Consider the following 24,177-nt stretch of genomic DNA (forward strand, 5'->3'; position numbering starts at 1 on the left):
CGCAAATCTCATAGTGTTTCGGTCTATCTCTATGGTATCCGGTTCCCTTGATTTCTTTTGTAACTTTTGGCAAATTTGGTATTTTTGGTAACGCGTTTACGCAGGTAGATATGCCTATTTGTCACACCGTTGGCAGTCTGTGGCACGCTGGCGGCCCATCTTGGCCGCTCGCGCGGTCGACGTGCCCCCTGGGGAAACGACGCCCGACCTTGGGGTAAGAGGAGAAGTACGAACATCTCAAGGTTTGGAGTTCACCATGGCAGACATCAACGACGTGTTCAGGTTCTTCAAGAGCGAGTCCCCCACGTACTTCCTTGCGACGGACGACGGAGGGCAGCCGCGCGTTCGCCCGTTTGGCACGGTCGACCTCTTCGAAGGCAGGCTGTACATCCAGACCGGAAAGAAGAAGGATGTCTATCAGCAGCTGCTTGCCAACCCCAAGGCAGAGATCTGCGGCGTGAGCGGTGGGGACTGGTGGCGCGTCTCGGGCGAGCTCGTCCCGGACGACCGCATGGAGGCGAAGCGCCACATGCTTGACGCCTACCCTTCGCTCCGCAAGATGTATGACGAAAACGATGACAACACCATCGTCCTGTACTTCAAGAACGCAACGGCGCGCTTCTGCTCCATGTCGGGAAAGCCCGCCGTGACCGTGGAGTTCTAGCAACGTTTGATGTGCTTAAGTGCGCTCGTTCTAGGACGATTGAGCTGGGAGGGAGCATGAGCTCGAAGGGTTCAGACCCGATGGAGGTATTCGTTGGACTGGCGCTTCGCGTGCTGGTAGCGGCCGTGGTGCTCGGCGTGGCGTTCCAGGTGTGCGAAGCCATGGGTCCCGTTGCCCGGGCAATCGCGTGCGCGTGCGGCGTCGCGGTCATGGTGGCTCTTCCGCTCATGACCGCGCGCACGCTCCTTGGCAACAACGTGCGACTCGACGGCCGCGCAAGAACATCTCTGGCGGTGCTGTTCGTGACGCTTGCGGTTCCCCTCGTGGCGCTTGGCATGGGTGGAAACCTCAACGGCGGCAGCGCGGCGGTCATGGTGCTTGTGCCGGAGGTGGCGTTTCTCGCCTCGCTCGGCAACCGTCCCGGCACCTAGCTCTCTTGCTTGTGCAGCAGCGGTATCTATTTGCATGCCATGAGCGGTATGGAGCCGAGCTTGTAAACCATGCCATGCAAACGAAAGAGCCAATCCATCAGGCGCGTCGGGGCTACAAAAGCGTGGTGCTTCTAGATGCGGAGGCGGTCGAGAAACGTCTCCGCATCCTGCAGACATTCCCGGAGTTGGGATGTCCATTCGATTAGGAGTTTCCTTTCGCAGCGCCTGACCATGAGGCCTTGGTCACGGTTGCGGACCACAAGGGAATCTACTACACGGTCTTCCTTAGTCACGATGAAACACGTGGTTGCCATCGAGTGGATTCGAGACGTGTGCATGGATCCCATGGCAAAGGTTGTTTCTGGCGACAGCTGATTCCAGACATGACAAAGGTTCGCGCCCGGTGGGTGTGACGTGCTACGGTCATGGCTTCCTTATTGACAATACTGTATATATACGATATATACAGTATACCCGCATGAGCACAGCGGCCTCTGCCCTGATGGACCGCGTGGGAGCTCGGGCGGAAGCTTCGTGAAGGAGGGGAGGCGCGCGTGCAGATTGTCATATCGAACTCTTCGGACAAGCCGATCTACGAGCAGGTGGCGTCGCAGGTTCGCGCACTCATCATGTCTGGTGAGCTTGTGGCCGGCCAACAGCTGCCGTCAATCCGTGCGCTGGCGGCAGAGCTGCGCATAAGCGCAATCACCACAAAGCGTGCGTACGCGGACCTTGAGGCCCAGGGGTTCATCTGCACCGTGCCTGGCAAGGGGAGTTACGTGGCGGGGGACAACCTTGAGCTGCTGCGCGAGGAACGCCTGCGGCAGGTTGAGGCGTCGCTCGCGAAGGCCGTGGAGGACGCGCGCCTGGCGGGCATCGGGAGGGAAGAGCTGCACGAGATGCTCGACCTCGAGCTGGAGGAGGAACGATGAGCGCGGTAACGAAGGAACGCGAGGCGACCATGGCGCGTCCGTATCGCACCATGGAGCCGTCCGACGAACCCACGGCGTTGGAGCTGCGCCACGTTGCAAAGAGCTTTGACGACTTTGCCGTGCGGGACGTCTGTCTCTCGGTTCCCTGCGGCTCTGTCGTGGGACTCGTGGGAAGAAACGGTGCCGGCAAGACGACGCTCATGCGCCTGGCACTTGGCACGGCGAGGCCTGACAGGGGCTCTGTTGCGCTGTTTGGACAAGACGTCACCGCGGCTGGGCAGGAGGCGCACGCTCGGGCGCGCATGCGCACGGCAACGGTCGCGTCCGTATGCCCGTATCCCGGCTATCTTACGATTGGCGAAGTCGCGACCGTGTACGCGTTTTCGTACCCGACGTTCGACCACGCCGCGTTCGAGGCGCTTCTCGACCGCATGGACATCATGCACCAACCCGAGGGCGTGCATCGGCCGGTCTCGGCGGGGTTGCGCGTGGGCGACCTCTCGCGCGGGCAAGGCATGAAGCTGCAGCTTGCGGCATGTCTTGCCACGGGTGCGGACCTGCTGGTACTGGACGAGCCCACGGCTGGCCTTGACCCCATCGTTCGCGACGAGCTGCTGCAGATGCTGCGCGAGCACATGGCCACGCACCCGGATTGCTCCGTGTTGGTGTCGTCTCACATCACGGGCGATTTGGAGCGCCTGGCAGATTACATCGTGATTGTGGATGAGGGGCAGGTAATCCTTTCGGCCGAGAAGGACGAGCTTACCGACGTGATGGGCGTGGCGCGGCTGCTGCCCGCCCAACTGGAGCGCGTGCTGGACGAGGGGATTGTGCCGCGCGGGGAACTGCGCGTGTGCGAAGACGGGCTTGCCGGTGCGAGCGAGGTGCTGGTGCCCGACCGTGCTGCGTTCGTTCGCGCGTACCCCGACATGGTGTGCGACCGTGCTGCGATAGAGGACGTGATGCGGCTGGTCGTCCTGGGAAGGAGCCTGTGATGAGCAAGGCGTATCTGTACTGTGACTGGTGCTACATGAGGTCAAACCTTCGCGCCAGCCTCAAGTCCATGTTGCTGGTGATGCTGATTGTGTCGGTACCGGTGGTCCTGGGATCCGCAGACGGCGTTCGTAACCTTGACGCCACCATGCTCGTGAACACGTTCGCGTGCATGGCGCCGGGAAGTCTGGCGGTAGGCGGCATGACGGGGCTCTTCTACGCGGATGAGGCCGACGGCTGGCAAGAGGCCCGGCTGTGCCTGCCCGCAACGCGGGCGCAGCTGGTGGGTTCGCGCTTTCTGCTGGCTGCGGTACTGGTGCCGGCAGCCACGCTTGCTGGTGCACTCGTAGGTGTGGCGGTTACGGCCCTCACGCGCCTTGCACCGCAGGCGTTTGGCACGTGGCGCCTGAGCTCGGACCTTGTGGTGGGCGTGTGCCTTGATGCGATGGTCATGCTTGTGGTAACGGGCTTCCAGATGGCGGTCTACTTCGCCATGGGCGCGCGCCGTGGCCGTGTTATGGGGCTTGTGCCTGCGCTTATGGTGGTGGGCGCGCTAGTGGGGCTTACGGGATCCGGCGTCGCCATGATGGATGCGAGCGGTGGCCCCGCCATGCCCAGCCCATTTGCCACGGCGCTGTTTGTACTGGCGTGGCTTGCGGGGAGCGTTGGTGCGTACCTGCTGGCGCTTGTGGTGGCGCGTCGCGCGTTCGCCCGTCGCGAACTGTAGGCGGGTCCAACTCCGCCTGACATTACCCTCGCGCGCATGCAAGAAAGGCGGGTCCCGTACTGGGACCCGCCAGAGGCGAACGCCGCATCAGCTGTAGTTTGCCGTGCGCGGAGACCTTTGCTCCTGCACCGCTGTCGTTTCCTAGGCGGCGATCAGCTTGCCATCCTCCATCCGGAAGACCCTGTCCACCAGGTCGAGCACGCGCTGGTCGTGCGTCACCATGACGGCGGCCTTGTTGCGCTGGTGCGTCTCTTGCCGGATCATCTGCACCACCTGCCTGCCCCTTTCGGAGTCGAGGGAGGCCGTGGGCTCGTCTGCCAGAATGAGCCTCGCGTTGGTGGCGAAGGCGCGGGCGATTGCAACGCGCTGCCTTTCTCCACCAGATAGCTGCGCGGGGTGCTTGGCGGCGACGTTTGCGATGCCCAGCTCCCCAAAGAGCTCGCGTGTGGCGTTGCGGTCTGCCCCTAGCATCACGGTGAGCTGCTCCTCTGCCGTGAGGTAGGGTAGGAGCTGGTGGTTCTGGAAGATGAAGCCGATCTGCTCGCGGCGCAGCTTCGTCCACGCGCGCTGCGGCAGGTGCGAGACGGCGCGTCCGCAGATGGCGACGTCACCCTCGTCCGGGGAAAGCATCATGCCCGCGATGTTGAGCAGGGTGGACTTGCCGCTGCCCGAAGGCCCCACTATGGCCACGAGCTCGCCCGCGCCCACGCTCAGGTCAACGTGGTCCAGCACGCAGCGCCGCTCTTCTCCGTCGGCATACGTCTTCACGATGCCGCTCATGCCCAGTATCGTCTCGCTCACTGGAAATCACCCCCGATGACCTTGGCCGGGTCGATTCGCGCCACGCGGACGACGGACGCCAGGCTGCTTAGGATCGAAATCGCCACGAACGCCGCCAGCACCGCGGCCACTTGGACGGGCACCAGGTAGAACGGCATGGAGGCCGGCAGCGCCGCGCTCATGGCGGTGGCGAGGCCGCAGGCGATGGCCGCGCCGAGCGCTGCGATCAGGAACACCTGGCTCACGATGGTGCCAGATATCTTGGCGGTGCTGGTGCCGATGGCCTTCATCACGCCAAACTCCTGCTCCTTCTGCATGTTGATTACGAAGAAGAACACGCCGATGATCACGGCGGTTATGGCCACGAGCAGCCATTCGACCATGGTGATGGTCGTCTGCTCGGCCTTGTAGCCGGGGAGCGCCTCCACGATCTGCGCCTTGGTGTAGCTTTCGGTTCCCTTTACGTGGGCCGCGAGCCCGCCGCTTATCGCGACGGCGTGCACGGCCTTCTGGTACATGGGATTGCCCTTCTCGCCCATGGCGTCGAACGTGTCCACCGAGACGTATGCCACGGAGACGTGTCCATACATCTTGTCCTTCGTGAACCCGACGACCTTGAGCCTCACGCCCGAGGACGAGTCCTTGACGGTGTCGCCCAGGCTGATGCCCTTCTCCTGGAAGGCGTCGTCAAGAATGACCTCGCCCTTGCCCGCGGAGAGGCCCTTGCCCGCGTACGTCTTTGGTGCGAGGAACCCCGTGGGGTCGATGCCGAAGTACGTGACGTCGATCTTCTTTTCGCCGGACGCCTTCTGCAGGTAGGCGCGCTGGATGTCAAGCGGCGTCTGCCGACTTCCGTACTCGTCCTGCAGCTTCTTGTGCTGGGCGTCCGTAAGGCTCGACACGGTGATGAGCTTCTCGGAGTCCTTGCCCAGCACGAAGGCGCTGGCGTCCATGGTCTCGATGCCGGAGGACACCGCCCTTCCCAGGCCGCTCACGAGCCCCGACAGGAAGAGCACCATGAACATCATCAGGATCACGATGACCTCTACCAGCAGGTACTTCTTCCAGTTGTATGTCAGTTCCTTCCATGCAAGTCTCACTGCATGCCTCGTTCCAGGTCGTTTATTGCCAAACCGCTTCCGCTACAGAAACTGCCGCGAGAACGCGTCCGCCATCTGCAGCTGCTCGTCGCCGGGGCGGCCGCGGAAGTAGAGGGTCCTCTGGTCCACGGCGATGCCCTTCTCGCCCAGCGCCCTCTTTATGAGCTCGATGGCGTGTTTGGACACCCACGAGGTCGAGAACACGACTGCCTTGCCCACGTTTGCGTCGTCAAGCGACGCGATGTACTCCCTAAGGTGGGAGTCGATGCCGTATGCGTACAGCGCGCCGCCCACAAACAGGACGTCCACCGGCTCCGCAAGCGCCGCGTCTGCGTTGTCGACCGACACCGCCTGGGTTCCCATCGTCTTTGCGATCCGCTCCGCGACCGCCTTCGTGTTGCCCGTGCGCGAGAAGTACCTCACTGCTGCCTTCATGCGTCTCTCCAATTCGATCTGATCGTTGCGGCGGCCATGCGCCGCGCGTCATGAGTAGCGTACAATTAAATCGAGCGCAATTCAATACGAGAGATATTTCCGCACGAATGGGCACGGACGCTCCACAGATGCCATGATCCACGGCGCGTCGCCTATAATAGGCGGCATCGCCAACACTACCCAGGAGGCCGCATGCTCCCCGTCATCCTCATCGTGATCGCTGCCATCGTCACGCTCGTCGTGCTGTCCGCGCAGCTCGTGTGGGGCGTCCTGCTGGGGCTGGCCGCCTCCGCCGCGCTGGCGGTGCTCTCGCTCGTGGGATATCGCAAGGTGTGCGCCGCGAAGCCCACGGAACGCGTGTGTCCGGAGTGCGGCAGCAAGAACGTCCACCTGTGCGAGAAGGGCGCGGACCCCGCGGCCGCGAAGCCCGGCTTCTGGGACATCACCGGCGCCATCGGCAACGTGGGCTACGACCAGCTGGCCAAGTGCCGCAAGTGTGGCCATGCCGAGCCGTACGTCACGCCAGAGGCTCTCGTGATGGCGCGCGAGGACTGCCGAAGGCGCCTCATGTTCTGGGCGGGCGTCACCGCGGTGTGCGCGCTCTTCTCGCTCTGGATGCTCCTGTTCTAGCTAGATGTCCTCCTCGTAGTCCGGGTTGCTTACGGCGATCCGGTACTGCTTTGGCGTGATGCCGGTCTCGTTCTTGAACGTGGTCGCGAAGTAGGGCTGGCTCGAGAACCCCAGAAGGTCGCTTATCTCGCTCAGCGAGTACTTGGTGTAGCGCAGCAGGCGCTTTGCCTCGTCCATGCGCCGGTAGCGCACGTACTGGTTGATGGTGAGGCCGGTCTCCCTCTTGAAGTGCTTCGTGAGGTAGGACGTGCTGCAGCCGATCCTGTGGCACATCTGCTCTATCGTGGGGACGTTTGCCAGGTCGTCCGCGATCATCTTGATGCATTCGCGCACCTCGGGGCCGATGCCCGTGGGCGTGCGCACGTCGTTCACCACGGTCGCGACGTCCATGAGCATCGCGTTCAGGAGGGTGGCTACCTCTGCCTCGGACTGCGCGTCCTCGCACTTGGCGACGTAGGCGGACAGCATCTGCAGGCCGAGCTTCAGGCCGATCCCGCCGGGTATGGCACCATGGAGGAACGTCTCCGTCGCGTCGATGATGAACTCGTCCTTCGCCATGCGCAGGTTGCCGCTGCCCATGGTGGTTGAGAGCTCGTTCACGAGGTTGTCGAGGTACGACTGGCTGCCGAGGCCCGTCCAGATCTCGTCCACGGCGCCCTCGCGCACGAGGCGCGTGATGTCGTTGCGGATGAGCATGCTCTGCTCGATGCTGAAGCTGTCGCGCTGCTGTGACGCCATGCGGTGCACCTCGTTTATGGCTTCGTAGTCGGTTGCACCCACGAGTGCCTCCGCCCCGGGTACCGTCGCGTTTGCCTGGAGGTACAGGAAGCCGCAAAGCGCGCAGAAGCGCTGGTACGTGTAGCGCGGAATCCTGGCCAGGATGGGCGCCACCTCCTCGCGGCGGCTGGTGGGGATGTCCGACAAGTTCATGAAGTGGTCGAGCACGAGACCGCTTCGACCCAGGGGAAACGTCGGGCCGATGATGAACTCGATTCCCAGCGGTATGTCGTGCACGTAGCCGTACATCGCATCGTCCGGGGTGGAGTACGTCGTGTACGGCCTGGACTGTGCCCGCGCGATCGGCAGGACGTGAGCGTCGGGCATCACGTCACTGGGGAGGCCGACGCAGCAGATGCGCTCCTCTCCGTACCAGCCGGCAATTGGAATTCCGTGAGAGCCATAGAAGAGCTGGCACAGGAAGGGTGCGATCTGGGCCACGGGTTGCTGGCTGTCCGGGGTGGGATCGAAAACGTTACCAGAAACGTTGTCATAAATATTCATATTTTATCCGTCTAGTGCAATTTTGAGAATGAACCAAAAATTACAAAACTATGGCAAAAACAGTATTACACAAAACGGGTCGACCGTGATAATCGAATGTGTCGAGCGGGCGGACCAACGTGCCATGAGGGCACATCGCCCCAGTTGAGAGGGATAGCAATGAGGTATCTTGTTCTCGTCAGCCATGGTACGTTTGCACAGGGACTCCACTCCGTCCTCAAGATGCTCGCTGGCGATCGTGAAGAAGTGCTCAGCTGCTCCCTCAAGGATGGTGAAGGTGCGGACGAGTACGTCGCAGAGCTGAAGCAGACCATCTCGGTCATCGGCGACGGCGACTCCGTGTTCCTGTTCGGCGACATCATTGGTGGGTCGCCCCTCACCAATGCCATCAACACCATCACCGAGGCGGGGCTCCTGCCCAGGACCCGCATCTTCGGCGGCGTGAACCTGCCTGCCGTCCTCACGGCGGCGCTCAGCCCCGAGGCCGACGACGACTCCCTTGCCGTCGACGTCGTGAGCGAGGGCGTGGCTGCCCTGCAGGAGTTCAAGGTCGCCGTGGAGGACGACGACGAGGACGACCTCTAGCCATTCAATCCAATTTCCACTTCCTAGGGGAGAAGTGCCCCTGCCATAGTCGCAGGTCCTTCTCGCCAGACATGCTGACGGCCTGACCGTCTGATTGCGCTTACCAAAGTGGCACGACCAGACCCCCTTGCGGGGGCCTGTGGGGGAACTGTACGCAAGTTTTGAAAGGGGAGAGTAGGTATGATTTCGTTCGTGCGCGTAGATGACCGTATGATCCATGGCCAGACGGTAACCAGGTGGTCCCTGGAGTATCCGTGCGACGGCATCATCGCCGTCAACGATGCAGCCGCGACCAACCCGGTGCTGAAGGCCGCCTACAGGGGCGCCGCACCCGAGAAGAAGATCTTCGTCTGGACGATGGAGCACTTCCTCGCCAAGGCCCAGAAGGTTCTCGATTCTGACTCCAAGTACTTCCTCATCACCAAGAACCCCATCGACATGAAGAAGATCCTCGTCGACAACAAGTTCGTGCCCTCCGACGTCAAGCGCGTCATCATCGGGCCGTGCAACGACCGTCCCGGCGCCGTCAAGCTGGGCAACAACCAGTCCATCACCCAGGAGGAGGCACAGGCCCTGGAGGACATCACGAAGGCTGGTTACACCGTGGAGTTCGCGCTGATCAAGGAGAAGTCCATCGGCGAGTGGCCGAAGTTCCGCGATCAGTTCGACCTTAAGTAAGGGTTCATCCTAGACACGAAGGGCAGAGTGACACGCATGACCATTAACGTGTTCCAAGCCGCTTTGCTGGGCATCTTCGCCTGCCTGGCATCGCTTCCCGGCATGGGCGGCACCACGATCGGTAACTACACCCTCGGACGCCCCCTCGTCGGCGGTCTCGTCGTCGGCATCATCCTCGGCAACGTCCAGCTGGGCATCATCGTCGGCGCGGCGATCCAGCTCGTCTACATCGCGCTCGTGACCCCGGGCGGAACGGTCTCCGCGGACGTTCGTGCCGTCACCTACATCGGCATCCCGCTGTCCATCCTCGCCATCCAGGCCCAGGGCCTCGACCCCAACTCCGCCGCCGCCGCAGGCCTCGCTGCTTCGCTCGGTGCCGCAGTCGGCACCCTCGGAACCGTCCTCTTCTATGGCACCGCGACCATCAACCTGGTTTGGCAGGGCATTGGCTGGAAGGCCATGGAGTCCGGCAACTGGGAAAAGATCAAGAAGACCATCCCGATGGTCGACTTCGTCCTGCCCTGGATCGGTCACATCCTGTTCTCGTTCCTCCCGACGTTCGTGATCTGCCTCGCCGGCGCCCCCATGGTCCAGGCCATGAAGGAGTTCCTGCCCATGGACGGCATCGCGATGAAGACGCTGTTCACCGTCGGCTCGCTCCTTCCCGCCGTCGGTGTCGCGATCCTGTGCAAGCAGGTCATCAACAAGCCGCTCGACTGGGTCGTCTTCGGCTTCGGCTTCACGCTCGCTGCCGTCATGAAGTGCAACCTGATCGCGTCCGCGCTGATCGCGGTGTTCTTCGCGCTTATCAACTATGAGATCCAGCAGGCAAAGACCGCCAGGCCCGCGATCGCTGGGGGCTCCGCTGCTGCCGCTGCCGATGACGACGAGGAAGATGAGGACATCTAATGGCTGAGAAGAAGAAGATTTCCCAAGCGACGCTCAAGAAGAGCTTCCGCAACTGGGCATACGGCAACCTTACCTGCTTCTCGCAGGAGCACATGCAGACGTTCGGCTACCTCGCCGCAATGCTTCCCGTGGTCGACGAGCTGTATGACAATGACGAGGACAAGGTGAACTCCCTCAGGACCTACACCACGTTCTTCAACACCGAGCCCCAGATCGGCACGCTGGTCGTCGGTCTGACCGCAGGCCTCGAGGAGGCGCGCGCCAACGGCGAGCCCCTGGACGACGAGACCATCAACGGCATCCGCGCCGGCCTCATGGGACCGCTTGCCGGCCTTGGCGACTCCATCATCGTCGGTACGTTCATCCCCATCCTCCTGGGCATCGCCCTCGGTCTCTCCACCGGTGGCTCCGTGCTCGGCCCCCTGTTCTACATCGTCGCCTGGAACGTCGCGATGTACTTTGGCATGAAGTATGCGTACAACCAGGGCTACACCATGGGCGGCGCCGCCGTCGAGGCGCTCGTCGGTCCGCAGTCCGCGGCGCTCCGCAGCTCCATCGTCATGGTCGGCACCATGGTCATCGGCGCCGTCGCGGCGACGTGGATCAACATCACGACCGCGCTCCAGGTCACGTTCACGAAGGACAGCGCGTTTGTCCTGCAGGACACGCTCGACGGCATCTTCCCGAAGGCACTGAACTTCTTCTTCGTGTGGCTGTGCTGGTGGCTCATGACCAAGAAGAAGATCAGCCCGACCGTCGTCATGCTCATCCTCGTTGGCATCGCGTTCGTGGGCGTGCTCGTGGGCTTCTTCGACCCGAAGCTGAAGTACTAGAAACCAGGACCTGCCGTCCTGGGGACGCGCGCCTTGGGATGGAGCGCGCGGCCTAGGGCGAAATCCCCCACAGGCGGCCGGCCTCTCGCATGGTTGCGGGAGGCCGGCCTTGTCATGTGGTGCGAAAGATCGGCGAAGCCCCTCGCGGGCGGACAAAGCGGGTGTGGGCTATGCTTCCCATATCCGGTGTCTTCAGGGAGGATATATGAGCAAGAGCGGTAAGAAGACGCAGCGTCCCTCCTCGTCGGCGGACGCGCCTGAGCCAACCTATGCCGCGCCCCCGATGAGCGACGAGAAGCGTCATGCCCTCATACAGGAGGCGGACAGGCAGACGCAGGCGATCATGAGGCTAGAGGTGTACAAGCGCATAGGGTACTCAGTCGTGGCGGTGGGGGCGCTTATGGTGTACGCTTACGTCTGGCAGAGCGCGGCGATGTGGGTGCTCGTGCTCGGCGTCGCGCTCATGGTGCTGGGCGGGCTCTTCTCGGCCGTTCTCTACAAGGGGATAAAGAACGGAAAGAAGAACGTTCGCCACATTCTTGAGGCTGCGGGCGTCGATCCCGATGCGGTGAGGACTAGAAAGTACGCGAAGGCCGAGGCCGACGCCGGCGGCGACGCCGAGAAGGACGAAGCGGGCGAGGAGGACGACGGCACGGACGGGCGATAGGCGGGGCGCTGCCCGCACATGACGTTGTCGGTCTCCGACGCGATCGAATGGAGGATGGGCCATGACCAACAAGGAGCTTGTGCTCGAGTTTTACGACAAGGTGTTCAACGGGCACGACCTGAGCGACCTAGGACGCTACATGCGCGAGGACTACAGGCAGCACAGCCCCGAGGTCGCCGATGGACGAGAGGGGTTCCGTGCGTTTGCCGAGGGCTTCTTCCGACTCGACCCGCACATGACCATCATGTCCGTGGCACAGGACGGCGACAGGGTCTTCGTGTTCTTCCGCTGCGACTTCCGCGCAAACGGCGGCGCGGCGAAGGTGTGCGACATCTATCGTGTGGAGGACGGGATGCTCGCGGAGCACTGGGACGTGATTCAGCCGATCTCTGCGGACGACGTCTTCAACAACGGAAACGGCCACTTCTAGGCTTTGTCGCGATGTCGGTCACCGCTCTGTGCGTGGACTGACCTAGCTGCTGGAGCTGTCGTCGGACTTTATGGCATCCGGTATCTGAGTGCTCAGGAGCTGGATCTTCGAGCTTACGGTCGAGTCGGCCTCCTCGAACTTCTGGGTGTAGGTCGTGTAGCTCCCGGAAGGGTCGGTCGCGAGGCTGGCAAACGACTGGTACTCGGGGTAGAGGTCCTGCAGCGTATCGTAGGCGCTCTCGCAGTCGCTCGGCGGGTCGGTGAGTTCGCGCATGATGTCGTCGATCTTGTCGTTGCTGTCCTCGATGCTGCTCACGTACCCCTGATACTTCTCGCTCTCGTACAGCTTCTTGAGCGCGTCGTTGAAGTCGCTTGCCTGGTAGGGGCTCGTCTCGTCGTCCCACCCGCCGAAGATGGCGTCGTGCCACACGCCCGAGGTGAGGTTACACGCGGTCTCCGAGGTCACGGCACCGCCCATCATGTACCCGTACACCTTGTTGAGGTTCGAGACGTACTCGTCGTGCACGCGTATCGCCTTCGCCTGCTCCTCTTGGCTCCTCTTCTTTGCGGCCTCCTTGCGCGCGACGGCTTCCTCGTGAGCGACCTGCTGGTTGTGCGATGCGACGGCGTACCTGGCCCCAAGCAGGGCGACCACGGCCACGGCGACGGCCGCGATGAGATCCTGGTGCGGCGACGGCGCTTCCGCTCTTCCTCGGGGAGTGGCTCTCTCCCCGTGGACGCTGCCGCGGGCGCATCCCTGCCAGGGAAGGGCGGGGCGCCGGCGGAAGCCTTCGGATCTTCTCGCGCGTCGCCGGACGATGCACCTGCCTGGGCGGCAGCGGAGCCTGCCTGCGCTGCGTCTACCTGCGCGGCGTCGCGCGCGTGCGGCACGTAACCCACCTCGAAGACGTGGCCCGCGCTGGTCGTTGGCTTGGCGTCCCGGCTGCCAGAGGTGTGGTCGTTTTCCGTGTTAGAGCCCATGATTTCCTCCGTTCGTCTGGAAACGTGCAAGCACGAATGTCACTATTAGAGGTATAGCGACCGCAGTGGACATTAATTCGCCGTCCCGACGGTCGCGTCGCATGTTTTTTGATGACGAAGCACCGCCGTGGTGGCGCCGCGCGCAAGGACGTCGCTGCTTGGGCGGCATGCGCAGGGCCGCGCCGTGCACGGATGTGTGCTTTGGGAGAAAATGGTGCGTGACCACGCGGGGCGAAGGGTGCCAAGGTGCATCGGCCGCGCGCCTGGCGCATCGAAAGGACGAGGCAATGGCTCGAAAGATGACGGGACAGGAACGAGACGACGCGGAGGCGCTGCGCGGTGTCCTGGTGCAGGAGCTTGAGCCTGCGGACAGGGGCTATGCCCCCGGTATCGCGAGCGCGCTCGTTCGGCTTCCCGACGGGAGGGCTACGGCGAAGGACGTGGAGCGCATCCTGGGCAAGTACAAGGTGAGCGCAAACGCCCTGAAGAAGATGATGCGCGCCGGCGTGCTGGTGCCATGCGCGGACGAGGACGGTGCGTATGACGTGTGCGTCCCTGCGCCCGCGGAGACGGATGCCGGCGAGTCCGGCGCGGAGGTGTCGGACGCCTCGTCGGATGACGCGGGCGCTTTGGCCGCGCAGGCGGACGACCCCGCGCCCGGGGCGGCGGGCGACGCAAGCGGGTCGCGCGAGGACGGGGCGCCCGATGCCGCGCCTTCGGACGGGCCCGCGGAAGGCGAGGCGGAAGGCGACGCGGGGGAGGCCGCCTGCGCCGCGGACGCGCCCATGCCAGATGCGCCGGACGCAGGCGCCGAGCCTGCCTCCCCGATAGCCGCGCAGGCAGATGCCGCCGCGGGCGAGAAGGACGCGTCCGTCCAGCCCGAGGCCGAAGGCGAGGCCGATGCCGCGCCTTCCCCCGAGCCCGCGGACGGCGCGCGTTCCGGCAGGGCCGCCCGGCGCGGCGGCGCACGCCGTCGCGAGGCGTCGCGGCGCGACCTGAAGAAGGTACCGTACGTGCGCCGCGGCAACGAGTCCGACGCACAGGCGCGCCAGAGGATCGTGGCGCTTGACCCGCGCTTCTGGATGAACGGCTGGCTGCTGAGCCACCCCGGAGCCTTCACGATGTACGAGCGCGAGCTCACGGCCATAAACGACGTGCTGACGGACGGCATGCTGCCCGGCGACATCACGCGGCGCCAGCTGGCGTACCAGATGGGCGGGGACGAGAAGTTCTTCGAGTACGGCAGCGACGGATTTCGCCTGCTGCGCGCCATGGGCATGGAGGACGTGGTGCGCCACAGGCCCATGCCGAAGCCGGACCTGGTGTACCACGCGCCGCGCCGCCGCAAGCACATGCGCGTGCTGGTGACGGAGAACCTGGACCCCTACCTGGACGTGCACGACCTCATGTACGAGGACGGCCGCACGCAGATCCTGGGCGAGCGCGTGCATGCCGTGGTGCTGGGCGGCGGCACGCCCGTGCTGGAGCACAACCGGCTGTCGCTTCTGCTGGACACGCTGGGCGCGGACTCCGTGGAGGTGCTGTACTGGGGCGACATCGACCGCGCGGGAGTGGACCTCATGATGAAGCTGCGCGCCGAGCTGGGCGAGAAGTACAAGTTCTCGTCCTTCTCGCCCGCGTATGGGCTCATGGTACGGCGCGCGATGGAGCGCTTCCCGGACCCGACGGACAACGAGTCGACCGGCCAGGCGAACATAGACGTGCCGGACATGTCGCTGGTGTGCGAGGGGATGAGCGCCGAGGAGGCGGACTACGCGCGCGCCGTGGTGGAGTCGTGCGGGCTCATTCCGCAGGAGATCCTGACGAAGCGCGACCTTTAGGCGCGGACGCTCGCGCGCCGCGGAGGCTAGCGCACCGCGGAGACGCGGTACTGCTGGTGGTCGTTTCCTGCGAGCCAGCGCTCCATTTGGTCGTCCGTGTAGCGCACGTTGTTGCAGAGCTGGCTGGGGCCAAGGGGGTCCTTCACCAGGAACGCGCCGTCCTCGTAGGCCCAGACGCACACGATGTGACCGTGCGGGTGCTGGATGCCACACGGGTCCAGCGGCTGCATGGAGCCGTCCGCGTAGTGCCACGGGTGCGTGCCCTGGCGGTCGGAGCTCGACGCCCAGATGACGTCACCCTGCGCGAGCGCCTGCCTGAACGCGCCCACGCTGCGCTCGATGGGGAAGGAGCGTATGCCAAACGTGCGCGCGTTGTACTCGTTCAGGAGCGTGCTCATGTTGCGTCCGCCCACCTTGCTCGCGCCCGCGTCGTCCATACCGTCCTTGCGGTAGCGCGCGAGCACGTCGCGGGGCGTGAGGTCCCGGTTTGTGACGAGGTCGATGCACATGGCCGCGGAGCACAGCCCGCAGCCGGAAAGCTCGACGTCCTGCCACCAGTACGAGAGGCGCGACCACTGCGCACCCTCGCCGCCCGCGTACGCCTGCGGGAAGAAGAGCCTGCGCGCGCTCTCCTGCGGCATCAGCATGTGGAACCTCCCGGCGCTTGGTGTCATGGCGGCAGCGGCGCACGCCGTCGCATGACGCGAAATCCTGCACACAACAGGGTAGCCATTTATGCGCCGGCATCCATGGCAAAGCGAAAACTTTCGGAAGTGTTGATGTTTGCGCCCCGGGCGATGCTATCTTCTTGGGCGGCGGCACTTCTCGCCCGGCGCCCGTGCGGTCGTCGCAACCCAAGCGAAAGGCAAGGCATGATCAAGCTGGTCCTGACGGACATGGACAACACCCTCATCCCGTTTGGCGCGGAGCGCGTGAGCCCGCGCGCGATGGACGCCATTCGCGAGCTGCGCTCCGCCGGCGTGGAGTTTGGCCCCGCGACCGGCCGCGACACGCAGGAGCTGATGCGCTTCTTTGGCGGCGACGACTCCGCGTTCCAGACGGGCATACTCTCGAACGGCAAGAAGATCTACGTGGACGGCGAGCTGCGCCGCAAGAGCCTGATAGACAACGCCGCGCTGCAGCGCCTGAGCGACTACGTGCGCGGCTTCGACCACTGCTTCGTGACCGCGTACCCGCTGGTAAACGACGCGACGAACCCGGCGTGGTGCGTCGCGACCACGGAGGCGGACGCGGCGCCGTACGCGGAGCGCTTCAAGTTTACGTGCACGCTGGCAGACTTTGTGCCGCAGGACGAGCTGATCGCGGCGACCATCGCGTGCCCGCTGGGTCAGGACGTGCTGGAGAAGATCAAGGCCGGCGGCATGGAGGCGTGTCCCGAGTTCGACATAGTGCAGCCCGTGGACGCATGGTGCGACGTGGTGCCGCGCGGCCTGAACAAGGGCACGGCGCTGCCGATGCTGCTTGACGCGATGGGGATCCGCCAGGACGAGGTGGTGTTCTTTGGCGACGCGGAGAACGACCTGGCCCTGATGGGCGCGCTCAAGAACTCCGCGGCCGTGGCGAACGCGACGCCTGCCGCAGCCGCGGCGGCCCGCTACCACATTGGCCGCTGCGACGAGGACAGCGTGGCCGCGGCCCTGGAGGAGATCGCCTGCGCCACGCGCGAGGGCCGCACGCCCCGCTTCATGCTATAGGGCCTGCCGTGGCGCCGCCGCGCCCCGCAGCGCGCCGCGTCCGGCGCGGGTGATAAGATAGCCTAACGAGCGGGTGCCGGCACGCGGCGCCCCGCACAGTCATCTGTCACGTGGAGGCGAGCATGGCCAAGCACCTCACCAAGTTGGGCCTGGGGCGCGACGAGATTCCGCCGCAGGAGCCCCGCCCCGCCGCGGACCAGACGCGCCGCCGGCGCAAGCAGGCGATCCTGCTGGTGGTGCTTGCGCTGCTGGTTGCGTACCTGTTTGCGCTCGGTCGCAGCTACCTTGCCATACAGGACGGCATGATGGACGTGAACCAGAGCTACGACGCCCTGACGGCCGCCGCGCGCAAGGCGGACTACCCGGCCGCCATCAAGGCGTCCAAGAGCCTGACCGCCGCGATGGACAAGATCCAGGAGCAGACGCAGCTGTGGGTGTGGGGCATACCCGCGCGGCTTCCCGTGGTTGGCGACGACGTGCGCATGGGTCGCACGCTGGCCGCCGTGGGCAAGCGCTCCTGCGACGACGCCCTGATGCCCGTGTGCGACGGGCTCCAGAAGGTGGTGCCCGCGGACGGGTCGGGCATAGGATCGGCGAAGGACCTGTCGAAGCTGCTCAAGAAGGTGGACAAGGCGCAGAAGATCACGAAGGACTGCGAAAAGCAGGTGCGCGCCGCGGGCGACGCCCACATATCGAGCCTGAACCGCACGCGTGACCGGCTGCTGAGCATACTTTCCGGCACGAACGACACGTACGAGAGCCTGCACGACGAGCTGACGCTGCTCAAGGGCGCAAGCGACATCGTGTCGATCATCACAAGCTAGCGGTGGGCCATGGGCAAGAAGAAGCTTGAGAGCGACGCCGAGGTCTACTGGGGCAAGCCAGAGCCGGAGCGAAAGCGGAAGAAGCACAAGAAGAAGGACAAGAAGGGCAAGGCCGCCAAGGGCGAGAAGCATGCGCGCCCGGGCGGGGACGCGACGCCTGAGGCCGACGCCGCCGCGGCGGCATGCCCCGAGGGCGCGGAGGGCGGCGCCGCGGGACGCGATGGGTCCGGCAAGGCGGGCAAAGCCGGCAAGCGCGGCAAGAGGCTGCGCGTGTACATAGACTACTCCACGCTGGCGAAGCCCCGCGAGGCGGACGTCCCCGCGGAGCCCGGCGACGTGACGGTCGCGCTCCCGAAGGCCCGCGCGGCATCGGACGCGGCGGGTGCGACGGCGGACGCCACGGCCACGGACGAGCCAAAGGTCACGGTGGAGGCCCAACCGGGGGACGAGGTCCTTCTCGCCCAGGGCGAGAAGGACGCGCCGCAGCCGGCCGAAACCGACGCGGGGGAAGACGCGCCCTCCGAGGGCGAGCGCGGCGACGAGGAGCCAAGCGACGTCGATCGGTCGTCTGGCGCCGAGGCCTCTGCGGCGGCAGACGAGCCGGCAGGCCACGCTCCGGCGGCAGACGCCCCGGCGGCAGACGCGGTGGCGGCCGGCAGTGCTAAGCGGCCGAGCTACCACGACGCGCTTTCCGCGCCGGGACGCGACGAGGACGACACCGAGCTTGAGGAGGGAGAGATCGTCCAGCTCAAGGCACGTGCCGCGGCGGGGGACCGCGCGGCGATGCGCTCCTTGGGCAATCGCTACCAGGCGGGAAACGGCGTGCCGCAGAGCTACGACCTCATGCGTGAGTGGTGGGAGCGCGCCGCCCAGGCGGGCAACACCACGGCCATGTGGGACCTTGGCTACTACTACCTCATCGGCAAGTATCTGGACCAGGACGTGGACCGCGGCCTGGCGTGGTTCAGCCTCGCGATAGAGAACGGCAACGCGGACGCCGCGTTCCAGCTTGCGCTGTACTACGGCACGGGCATGTTCGTGGAGCAGGACTACGACCTTGCCCGGAAGCTCTTCGCCCGCGCGCTGGAGCTTGGCCGCGAGGACGCCCGCGAGGAGATGGCGGAGTGCGAGCGCGCGCTCGCCGAGGGCTCGGAGTCGGAGGACGCCGGCTCCGTGCGCGGCGGCAACATCGTGCTCGACCACGTGAGCCGCAGCTTCGGGCGCAAGGTGGTGCTGGACGACATCACCCTCACCATCAAGGGCGGCGAGCTCGTGGCCATCGTGGGCAGCTCCGGCGGCGGCAAGTCCACGCTGGGCAGCATCATCCTGGGCACGCTCAAGCCCACGCGCGGCCGCGTGGTGTTTGGCGGCCGCCTGGGCTTCGTGCCGCAGCGCAACCTCGTGCACGAGAACCTGACCGTGGCCCAGCAGCTGGACTTCTACGCGCGCGCCGTGAAGCACCTTCCCCGGCAGAAGGCGCGCGAGCGGGTGGACCGCGTCGTGCGCGAGCTTGGCCTGCAGAAGGTGCGCCGCACCCTCATACGCAAGTGCTCGGGCGGCGAGAAGCGCCGCGTGTCCGTGGCGTGCGAGCTCCTCTCGTTCCCGGACGGCCTCGTGCTGGACGAGCCGACGTCCGGCCTGGACCCCGGGGACTCCGGCAACCTGGTTGCGGTGCTGCACAGCCTGGTCCACAACCGGCGCATGACGGCGCTCGTGATCAACCACGACTACGAGAACATCCAGCTGTTCGACAAGATCTGCTTCCTCGCGCACGGCAAGGTCTGCTTCTATGGCACGCCGGACAAGCTGTTCGAGTACTTCGACACCCGCTCCACGCGCGAGATATACACCCTCATGGACAAGGACCCGTACCCGTTCATCAGGCGCTTCGAGGAGTGGCGTCGGGACCATCCGGACGAGCTGGGAGGCATCTGCTGATGAGCCTGAGCTTCTTTAGGCAGGTCGCCATGCTTGCCAGGGAGTCGTTCAACAAGAGGTCCGAGCTGATGATGGGCGCGTCCGCCCTCATCATCAGCTCGCTTGCGGCGTGGGTCATACGCTACCGCATGTTCGACTACTACGAGAACGCGAAGGTGGGCTTCTTCATAGTGGTGTGCTGCTGCCTGTGGATGGGCCTGTTCGACTCCATCCTGTGCATCTGCGACGCACGCGACGTGCTTGAGCGCGACAAGTTCTCGGGCCTCAACTCGTTCAGCTTCGTGTTCGCGAACGTGGTGTGGCAGGCCGTGCACGCATTTCTCCAAACGTGCGTCCTGTATTGGATGACGACGTCGATAATCGAGTTTCCCGCGCAGACGAAGGCGCTGCTTGCGCCCGCGATGCCGGAGTACCTGGTCACGCTCTTCCTGATCACGTTTGCGGCGCAGATGCTGGGGCTGGGGGTCTCGGCCATCGTGCGCACGTCGCAGCAGGCCCTGACCGTGGCGCCGTTCATCCTGATATACGAGCTCATCATGTCCGAGACGCTGTTTGGCCTGCCCGATGCGGTGCGACCGCTGCGCGAGACGACCATCGTGCGATGGGGCCTTTCCGGCCTGGGCACGATCTTCGACATCGACGCGCTGCCGTGGAAGGCGGAGACCTCGGTCAAGAAGATCATGCGGCAGGTGTCGCTGCAGGTGACGGGACAGGTGAACGGCGAGGTGAGCTCTTCTCCCGCGGGCGGGCTCCCCATACCGTTCTTCGACAAGCTCATAGCGCGCCTGCAGGACTACATAACCAACTTCCCGCTGAACCCCGGCGTGCTTGGCGTGAGCCACAACCTGCCCGAGTACACGGCGACCGCCGCGTACCTGGGGCACGTGTGGGCGGTGCTGGGCGTGCTGGCGCTGGCGGGGATCGTCCTTGCGCTGGTGGGCTTCCGCCGGACGGTGGAGATTCGCTAGCCTGGCCCGCGCCGGCGCCCGGCGGGGCGCGGCCGCGGCAGGAAGATAGGAGACGCAAGCATGTTCTGGTCACTCGTGAGCCTCCTGGCGCTCGCCCTCGTGGTGAGGGGGATCGTGTTCGCGGTCAGGTGGTTTGTGGCCTGGCTTGGCCGCGGCAAGCCCATCCAGCGCGCGGCGGAGGACCGCGAGCTGCCCCGGGAGGTTCGCGACGCGGCGCGGGAGCTGGACTACTACTACCGCCTGAAGGGCTACCGCGAGCTCATAGGCAAGCCGCTGAAGCTGTCCAGGGCCCAGCTGCACCTGCTTGCGCAGCGCGAGCGGGTCGTTCGCGACGACCGCGTGGACCACATGCGCATTGGCTGGTACCAAGTGGTCATCCTGTTCGTCGTCGGCTCCGTGGGCGGGCTCTTGCTCGAGCAGCTGTGGATGTTCGCGACGCTTGGGCTCACGGAGGGGCGCTACGGCCTGGTATGGGGGCCCTTCTCGCCGCTCTACGGCGTGGGCGCCGTGCTGCTGACGCTGATATCGCTCAAGCTGCGCCGCAAGAAGGCGAAGTGGTGGATGATCTTTTTGGTGTCCATGGTCGTGGGCGGCCTGCTTGAGCAGCTGACCGGCTGGGGCATGGAGACGTTCATGGGCGCGGTGTCGTGGGACTACACGACCGTCCCCGGCTGCATCACGAAGTGGGTGGCGTGGCCGTTCCTGTTCTTCTGGGGCGCGCTGGGGCTTGTCTGGGCAAACGTGATCACGCCGTGGCTTCTGGGGCTCATTGGCGAGCCCACCACGCGCCGCCAGGTGATCTTCGTGCTGATACTTGCGGCGTACCTGTCGCTGGACGTGTTCATGACGCTGGCATGCTTCACGAGGCGCGCGGAGCGGGACCAGGGCATTCCGCCGAAGAACCAGTTCGAGGCGTGGGTGGACAAGAACTTCTCGAACCAGTTCATGTCTCACCGCTTCGAGAACATGGTGATCGAGGGGCACGGCAAGTAGGCCCGCGACGGCCGGCGGCATGGGTGCGTTGCGGGGGTGGCGTGGGGCCGGATGCGCCAAGACATGCCAAGCAGGCTGTTTCAGCGGGCGTACAGCTATGTGCGTCCGCGTTTCATACGTGGGCATCGGCGAGCGGGCGCGCGGCGGCCCGCACGCGCTTATGGGTACCATAGCCATGCGGGTGGCGTCCACGCGGACGCCCTGCCCTCCGCGATGCGGCGGGGCCACCCGCGCGACGAAGGGATTGTCATGCGTGTACTGCTTGCGGAGGACAACGTGCGGCTGGCCCGTGCGACCGAGGTGATCCTGGAGAAGAACGGCCTTGCCGTGGAGGTGGCCCACGACGGCCTGGAGGCGCTCGACGCGCTCGACCGCGGGTACTTTGACGTCGCCGTGCTGGACATCATGATGCCGGGGCTGGACGGCCTCGAGGTGCTGCGACGCGTCCGTGCGGAGGGCAACGACGTTCCCGTGATACTGCTGACCGCGAAGACGCAGGTGGACGACAAGGTCGCCGGCCTGGCTGAAGGCGCGGACGACTACATCACGAAGCCGTACGACAGCCGCGAGCTCGTGGCGCGCATACGCGCCGCCGCTCGGCACAGGTCCGGGGCGTCGTCGAAGGTGCGCTTTGGCGACCTGGTGATAGAGGAGGACTCCTCCACGCTGACCACGCGGACGGCCTCCCTGGGCGTGAACCAGCGCGAGGCCCAGATGGCTGCGCTTCTGGCGCACGCGGGCGGGAAGGCCGTGGACACGGACTGGCTGAGGGAGCGCGTATGGGACGGCGAGGCGCTCGATGGCGAGGTGGAGCTGTACGCGAGCTACCTGAACGGCAAGCTCGACGCGCTGGGCTCGTGCGTGAAGGTGGAGGGCTCGGACCGCGACGGCTGGAGGATGGTCGAGACCGTTGGAGCGTAGGCTGCGCATACAGCTGACGCTGAGCGTGCTCGCCTCTCTTGTGGTGCTGCTGGGCGTCATGTTCCTGGGGACGTACATGACGCGCCGCGCCCAGGTGGACGCGGACGCGGACAAGTCGATCGACACCATCGTCGAGGAGGGGGGAGAGCTCCCGAAGGACCCCTCCAGGTATTCGAACAGCACGATCGAGGGCTTCTACGAGATGCGCTACCTGGTGGCGCGCGTGGCGTCCGACGGGACGCTGGTGGAGACGAACCTCGACCACGTAGCGACCATCGACGAGGACGAGGCGCGGGCCATGGTGGGGCGCGCGCTCGCGCATGGCACCGACCGGGGCTATGTGGGGAGGTTCCGCTACGGCGTGAGGGCCGAGAAGGACGGGACAAAGGTCGTGGTCCTTCTCGACCGCACGAGGCAGCTGGAGACCCTGAGCGCGAGCATCGCGTCCGAGCTGCGGATCTATGGCGCGGGCGTCGTGGTGGTGACCGTGATCTTTTTGCTGCTGTCGAAGCGGATCGTGCAGCCCATCGTGCGCGCGCACGAGAGCCAGCGGCAGTTTGTGATAGACGCGGGGCACGACCTGCGCACGCCGCTCTCCATCATCAGCGCGGACGCGGACGTCCTGGCGATGGACGTGGGTAAGAGCGAGTGGATCGACGACATCAAGAGCCAGGTGGACGTCATGAGTGGGCTGACGGAGAGCCTGATCGTGCTCTCGCGCGCGTCGACCGAGAACGAGCGCGGCGCCGGCGTGGTGAACCTTTCCGACGTGGTGTCCCGGGAGGCGCGCGGCTTCAAGTCGAGGACGCTGACGGAGGACCACCCGCTGGCAAGCGACGTGTGCGGCGGCATCTACGTGCGGGGCAACGAGCAGTACCTGCAGCGCATGGTCGGTGCGCTCATCGACAACGCGCTGAAGTACTCCGTGGACGGCGGCGCCATCGAGGTGCGGCTCGAGCGGCGCCTGCACCAGGCGGAGCTGAGCGTGAGGAACGCCACCGAGGGGGTGGACCCGAAGGAGGTTGGCCGCTGGTTTGGGAGGTTCTACCAGTCCGACAGGGCCAGGACCCACGAGGCGGGCGGCTATGGGATCGGGCTCTCGATGGTGGAGGCCGTGGCCCGGGCGCACGGCGGCAAGGTGCACGCGGAGGCCGAGGCGGACGGAGGCTCCGTCACGATGACCGTGACGCTGCCGACGACGCGAGACCCCACGCAGCGCGCGTGGAGGCACGAGACCGAGGGAGGTAGCGATGAGCGCTGACGAGAAGGGCGCCGCCGGCCGCGTGCTGGCGGGCAGGTGCCATGCGGAGAGCGAGGCCGAGCTGGAGAGCTTCTATGGGAAGGACCTGCCGCGGCTGCGGGAGGGGCTCGAGCAGCTGAACGACCTGGCCGAGGGCTTTGCCTGCACGGAGGGCAACTCCGACGACCTGAAGCCCGTGGTGTACTACACCTCTCGCATCAAGTCGCCGGAGAGCCTGGTGGATAAGGTGCGGCGCAAGGGTGGCGACGGATCGTCGCTTGCCGCGGCGATCGACGCGGGCGTGCAGGACATCCTGGGCCTGAGGATCATCTGCGCGTTTGAGGACGACGTGTATGCCGCGGTGCGCTGGATCGAGAGCCAGCCCGAGGTCGAGGTGCTGCGCACGAAGGACTACATAAAGAACCCGAAGCCGAACGGCTACCGGAGCTATCACATGAACGTGAGGTTTACGAGCGGGGCTGCGGCGTTTCTCCCCTCGTGCGAGATCCAGATCCGCACCGTCGCCACGGACTTCTGGGCGACGCTCGAGCACAAGATGAAGTACAAGAAGTCCGTGAAGAACCAGGCGCTGCTCACGCAGGAGCTGAAGCGCTGTGCGGACGAGATCGCGAGCGTGGACCTGGACATGCAGACGCTGCGCGACGCCATAAGGCGGGCGTAG

At 65.3% G+C, this 24,177-nt stretch carries 27 protein-coding genes; 21 read left to right on the top strand and 6 right to left on the bottom strand.

Annotation, left to right across the window (positions count from 1 at the left end; translation table 11 throughout):
* Positions 1–256: 256 nt before the first annotated feature.
* The 5 genes from HF885_RS01405 to HF885_RS01425 all read left to right on the top strand — a co-directional run bounded on the left by HF885_RS01405 (position 257) and on the right by HF885_RS01425 (position 3,747).
* Positions 257–664, top strand: coding sequence for a pyridoxamine 5'-phosphate oxidase family protein (locus HF885_RS01405; protein ID WP_206109718.1), 408 nt, complete (start codon positions 257–259; stop codon positions 662–664).
* Between the two features lie 56 nt (positions 665–720).
* Positions 721–1,095 carry a hypothetical protein gene (locus tag HF885_RS01410; protein WP_170103186.1) on the top strand — a complete coding sequence of 125 codons (375 nt, stop codon included), beginning with the start codon at positions 721–723 and terminating at the stop codon, positions 1,093–1,095.
* 554 nt (positions 1,096–1,649) lie between these two features.
* Entirely contained in the window at positions 1,650–2,027 is a 378-nt protein-coding gene (locus HF885_RS01415) for a GntR family transcriptional regulator (RefSeq protein ID WP_170103187.1), read from the top strand.
* Positions 2,024–3,022: an ABC transporter ATP-binding protein gene (locus HF885_RS01420; RefSeq protein ID WP_170103188.1), complete on the top strand. Its 999-nt coding sequence runs from the start codon at positions 2,024–2,026 to the stop codon at positions 3,020–3,022. The genes HF885_RS01415 and HF885_RS01420 overlap by 4 nt, the downstream gene beginning before the upstream one ends.
* Positions 3,022–3,747, top strand: a complete 726-nt coding sequence (locus HF885_RS01425; protein WP_170103189.1) for an ABC-2 transporter permease — start codon at positions 3,022–3,024, stop codon at positions 3,745–3,747. Before HF885_RS01420 ends, HF885_RS01425 begins: the two co-directional genes overlap by 1 nt.
* A 141-nt stretch (positions 3,748–3,888) precedes the next feature.
* Here the strand turns inward: HF885_RS01425 and HF885_RS01430 are convergent, their stop codons facing one another.
* Genes HF885_RS01430 through HF885_RS01440 form a run of 3 tightly spaced genes read right to left on the bottom strand, consistent with a single transcriptional unit; the run spans position 3,889 to position 6,062 of the window.
* Entirely contained in the window at positions 3,889–4,548 is a 660-nt protein-coding gene (locus HF885_RS01430; RefSeq protein WP_328804303.1) for an ABC transporter ATP-binding protein, read from the bottom strand.
* Positions 4,545–5,627, bottom strand: coding sequence for an ABC transporter permease (locus HF885_RS10605; RefSeq protein ID WP_170103190.1), 1,083 nt, complete (start codon positions 5,625–5,627; stop codon positions 4,545–4,547). The genes HF885_RS01430 and HF885_RS10605 overlap by 4 nt, the downstream gene beginning before the upstream one ends.
* Before the next feature lie 42 nt (positions 5,628–5,669).
* Positions 5,670–6,062: a flavodoxin family protein gene (locus tag HF885_RS01440; RefSeq protein ID WP_170103191.1), complete on the bottom strand. Its 393-nt coding sequence runs from the start codon at positions 6,060–6,062 to the stop codon at positions 5,670–5,672.
* 192 nt (positions 6,063–6,254) lie between these two features.
* Here HF885_RS01440 and HF885_RS01445 point away from each other — a divergent pair, with 192 nt between their 5' ends.
* A complete protein-coding gene (locus tag HF885_RS01445) occupies positions 6,255–6,692 on the top strand; it encodes a hypothetical protein (RefSeq protein ID WP_170103192.1) in 438 nt (145 codons plus the stop codon).
* Here the strand turns inward: HF885_RS01445 and HF885_RS10610 are convergent, their stop codons facing one another.
* A complete protein-coding gene (locus HF885_RS10610) occupies positions 6,693–7,910 on the bottom strand; it encodes a helix-turn-helix domain-containing protein (RefSeq protein ID WP_170103193.1) in 1,218 nt (405 codons plus the stop codon).
* A 222-nt stretch (positions 7,911–8,132) separates the two neighbouring features.
* Here HF885_RS10610 and HF885_RS01455 point away from each other — a divergent pair, with 222 nt between their 5' ends.
* From HF885_RS01455 to HF885_RS01480, 6 genes are all read left to right on the top strand, one after another.
* The gene (locus HF885_RS01455) at positions 8,133–8,558 is read left to right on the top strand and encodes a PTS sugar transporter subunit IIA (RefSeq protein ID WP_170103194.1); all 426 of its coding nucleotides are present in this window, start codon (positions 8,133–8,135) and stop codon (positions 8,556–8,558) included.
* Between the two features lie 180 nt (positions 8,559–8,738).
* Positions 8,739–9,236 (top strand): PTS system mannose/fructose/N-acetylgalactosamine-transporter subunit IIB, encoded by a 498-nt coding sequence (locus HF885_RS01460; protein ID WP_170103195.1) that lies wholly within the window; start codon positions 8,739–8,741, stop codon positions 9,234–9,236.
* Positions 9,237–9,272: 36 nt separating this feature from the next.
* The gene (locus HF885_RS01465; RefSeq protein WP_170103196.1) at positions 9,273–10,145 is read left to right on the top strand and encodes a PTS mannose/fructose/sorbose/N-acetylgalactosamine transporter subunit IIC; all 873 of its coding nucleotides are present in this window, start codon (positions 9,273–9,275) and stop codon (positions 10,143–10,145) included.
* The gene (locus HF885_RS01470; protein WP_090845895.1) at positions 10,145–10,978 is read left to right on the top strand and encodes a PTS system mannose/fructose/sorbose family transporter subunit IID; all 834 of its coding nucleotides are present in this window, start codon (positions 10,145–10,147) and stop codon (positions 10,976–10,978) included. Before HF885_RS01465 ends, HF885_RS01470 begins: the two co-directional genes overlap by 1 nt.
* A 205-nt stretch (positions 10,979–11,183) precedes the next feature.
* Positions 11,184–11,645, top strand: a complete 462-nt coding sequence (locus tag HF885_RS01475; RefSeq protein WP_170103197.1) for a hypothetical protein — start codon at positions 11,184–11,186, stop codon at positions 11,643–11,645.
* Positions 11,646–11,706: 61 nt separating this feature from the next.
* Positions 11,707–12,075 (top strand): nuclear transport factor 2 family protein, encoded by a 369-nt coding sequence (locus HF885_RS01480; protein WP_170103198.1) that lies wholly within the window; start codon positions 11,707–11,709, stop codon positions 12,073–12,075.
* A gap of 42 nt (positions 12,076–12,117) precedes the next feature.
* Here the strand turns inward: HF885_RS01480 and HF885_RS01485 are convergent, their stop codons facing one another.
* Positions 12,118–12,735: a hypothetical protein gene (locus HF885_RS01485; RefSeq protein ID WP_170103199.1), complete on the bottom strand. Its 618-nt coding sequence runs from the start codon at positions 12,733–12,735 to the stop codon at positions 12,118–12,120.
* Between the two features lie 607 nt (positions 12,736–13,342).
* On the opposite strand from HF885_RS01485, the gene HF885_RS01490 reads away from it, so the two are divergent.
* Positions 13,343–14,896 carry a Wadjet anti-phage system protein JetD domain-containing protein gene (locus tag HF885_RS01490; RefSeq protein WP_170103200.1) on the top strand — a complete coding sequence of 518 codons (1,554 nt, stop codon included), beginning with the start codon at positions 13,343–13,345 and terminating at the stop codon, positions 14,894–14,896.
* A gap of 26 nt (positions 14,897–14,922) precedes the next feature.
* On the opposite strand, the gene HF885_RS01495 is transcribed toward HF885_RS01490, so the two are convergent.
* A complete protein-coding gene (locus HF885_RS01495) occupies positions 14,923–15,543 on the bottom strand; it encodes a C39 family peptidase (protein WP_170103201.1) in 621 nt (206 codons plus the stop codon).
* A 225-nt stretch (positions 15,544–15,768) separates the two neighbouring features.
* Between HF885_RS01495 and HF885_RS01500 the strand changes: the two genes are divergently transcribed.
* The 8 genes from HF885_RS01500 (at position 15,769) to HF885_RS01535 (ending at position 24,177) form a co-directional block, all read left to right on the top strand.
* Positions 15,769–16,611, top strand: coding sequence for an HAD family hydrolase (locus tag HF885_RS01500; RefSeq protein ID WP_170103202.1), 843 nt, complete (start codon positions 15,769–15,771; stop codon positions 16,609–16,611).
* A 122-nt stretch (positions 16,612–16,733) separates the two neighbouring features.
* Positions 16,734–17,435, top strand: coding sequence for a hypothetical protein (locus tag HF885_RS01505; RefSeq protein WP_170103203.1), 702 nt, complete (start codon positions 16,734–16,736; stop codon positions 17,433–17,435).
* A 9-nt stretch (positions 17,436–17,444) separates the two neighbouring features.
* Positions 17,445–19,373, top strand: a complete 1,929-nt coding sequence (locus tag HF885_RS01510) for an ATP-binding cassette domain-containing protein (RefSeq protein ID WP_170103204.1) — start codon at positions 17,445–17,447, stop codon at positions 19,371–19,373.
* The gene (locus HF885_RS01515) at positions 19,373–20,341 is read left to right on the top strand and encodes an ABC transporter permease (protein WP_170103205.1); all 969 of its coding nucleotides are present in this window, start codon (positions 19,373–19,375) and stop codon (positions 20,339–20,341) included. The genes HF885_RS01510 and HF885_RS01515 overlap by 1 nt, the downstream gene beginning before the upstream one ends.
* Positions 20,342–20,401: 60 nt before the next feature.
* A complete protein-coding gene (locus HF885_RS01520; protein ID WP_170103206.1) occupies positions 20,402–21,334 on the top strand; it encodes a putative ABC transporter permease in 933 nt (310 codons plus the stop codon).
* A 249-nt stretch (positions 21,335–21,583) separates the two neighbouring features.
* Positions 21,584–22,255 carry a response regulator transcription factor gene (locus HF885_RS01525; protein WP_170103207.1) on the top strand — a complete coding sequence of 224 codons (672 nt, stop codon included), beginning with the start codon at positions 21,584–21,586 and terminating at the stop codon, positions 22,253–22,255.
* Positions 22,245–23,516, top strand: a complete 1,272-nt coding sequence (locus tag HF885_RS01530) for a sensor histidine kinase (protein WP_170103208.1) — start codon at positions 22,245–22,247, stop codon at positions 23,514–23,516. Before HF885_RS01525 ends, HF885_RS01530 begins: the two co-directional genes overlap by 11 nt.
* Positions 23,506–24,177: a GTP pyrophosphokinase gene (locus tag HF885_RS01535; RefSeq protein WP_170103209.1), complete on the top strand. Its 672-nt coding sequence runs from the start codon at positions 23,506–23,508 to the stop codon at positions 24,175–24,177. Before HF885_RS01530 ends, HF885_RS01535 begins: the two co-directional genes overlap by 11 nt.

Origin of the sequence: Parafannyhessea umbonata (genome assembly GCF_012844235.1) — a bacterium.
Classification (GTDB): Bacteria; Actinomycetota; Coriobacteriia; order Coriobacteriales; family Atopobiaceae; genus Parafannyhessea.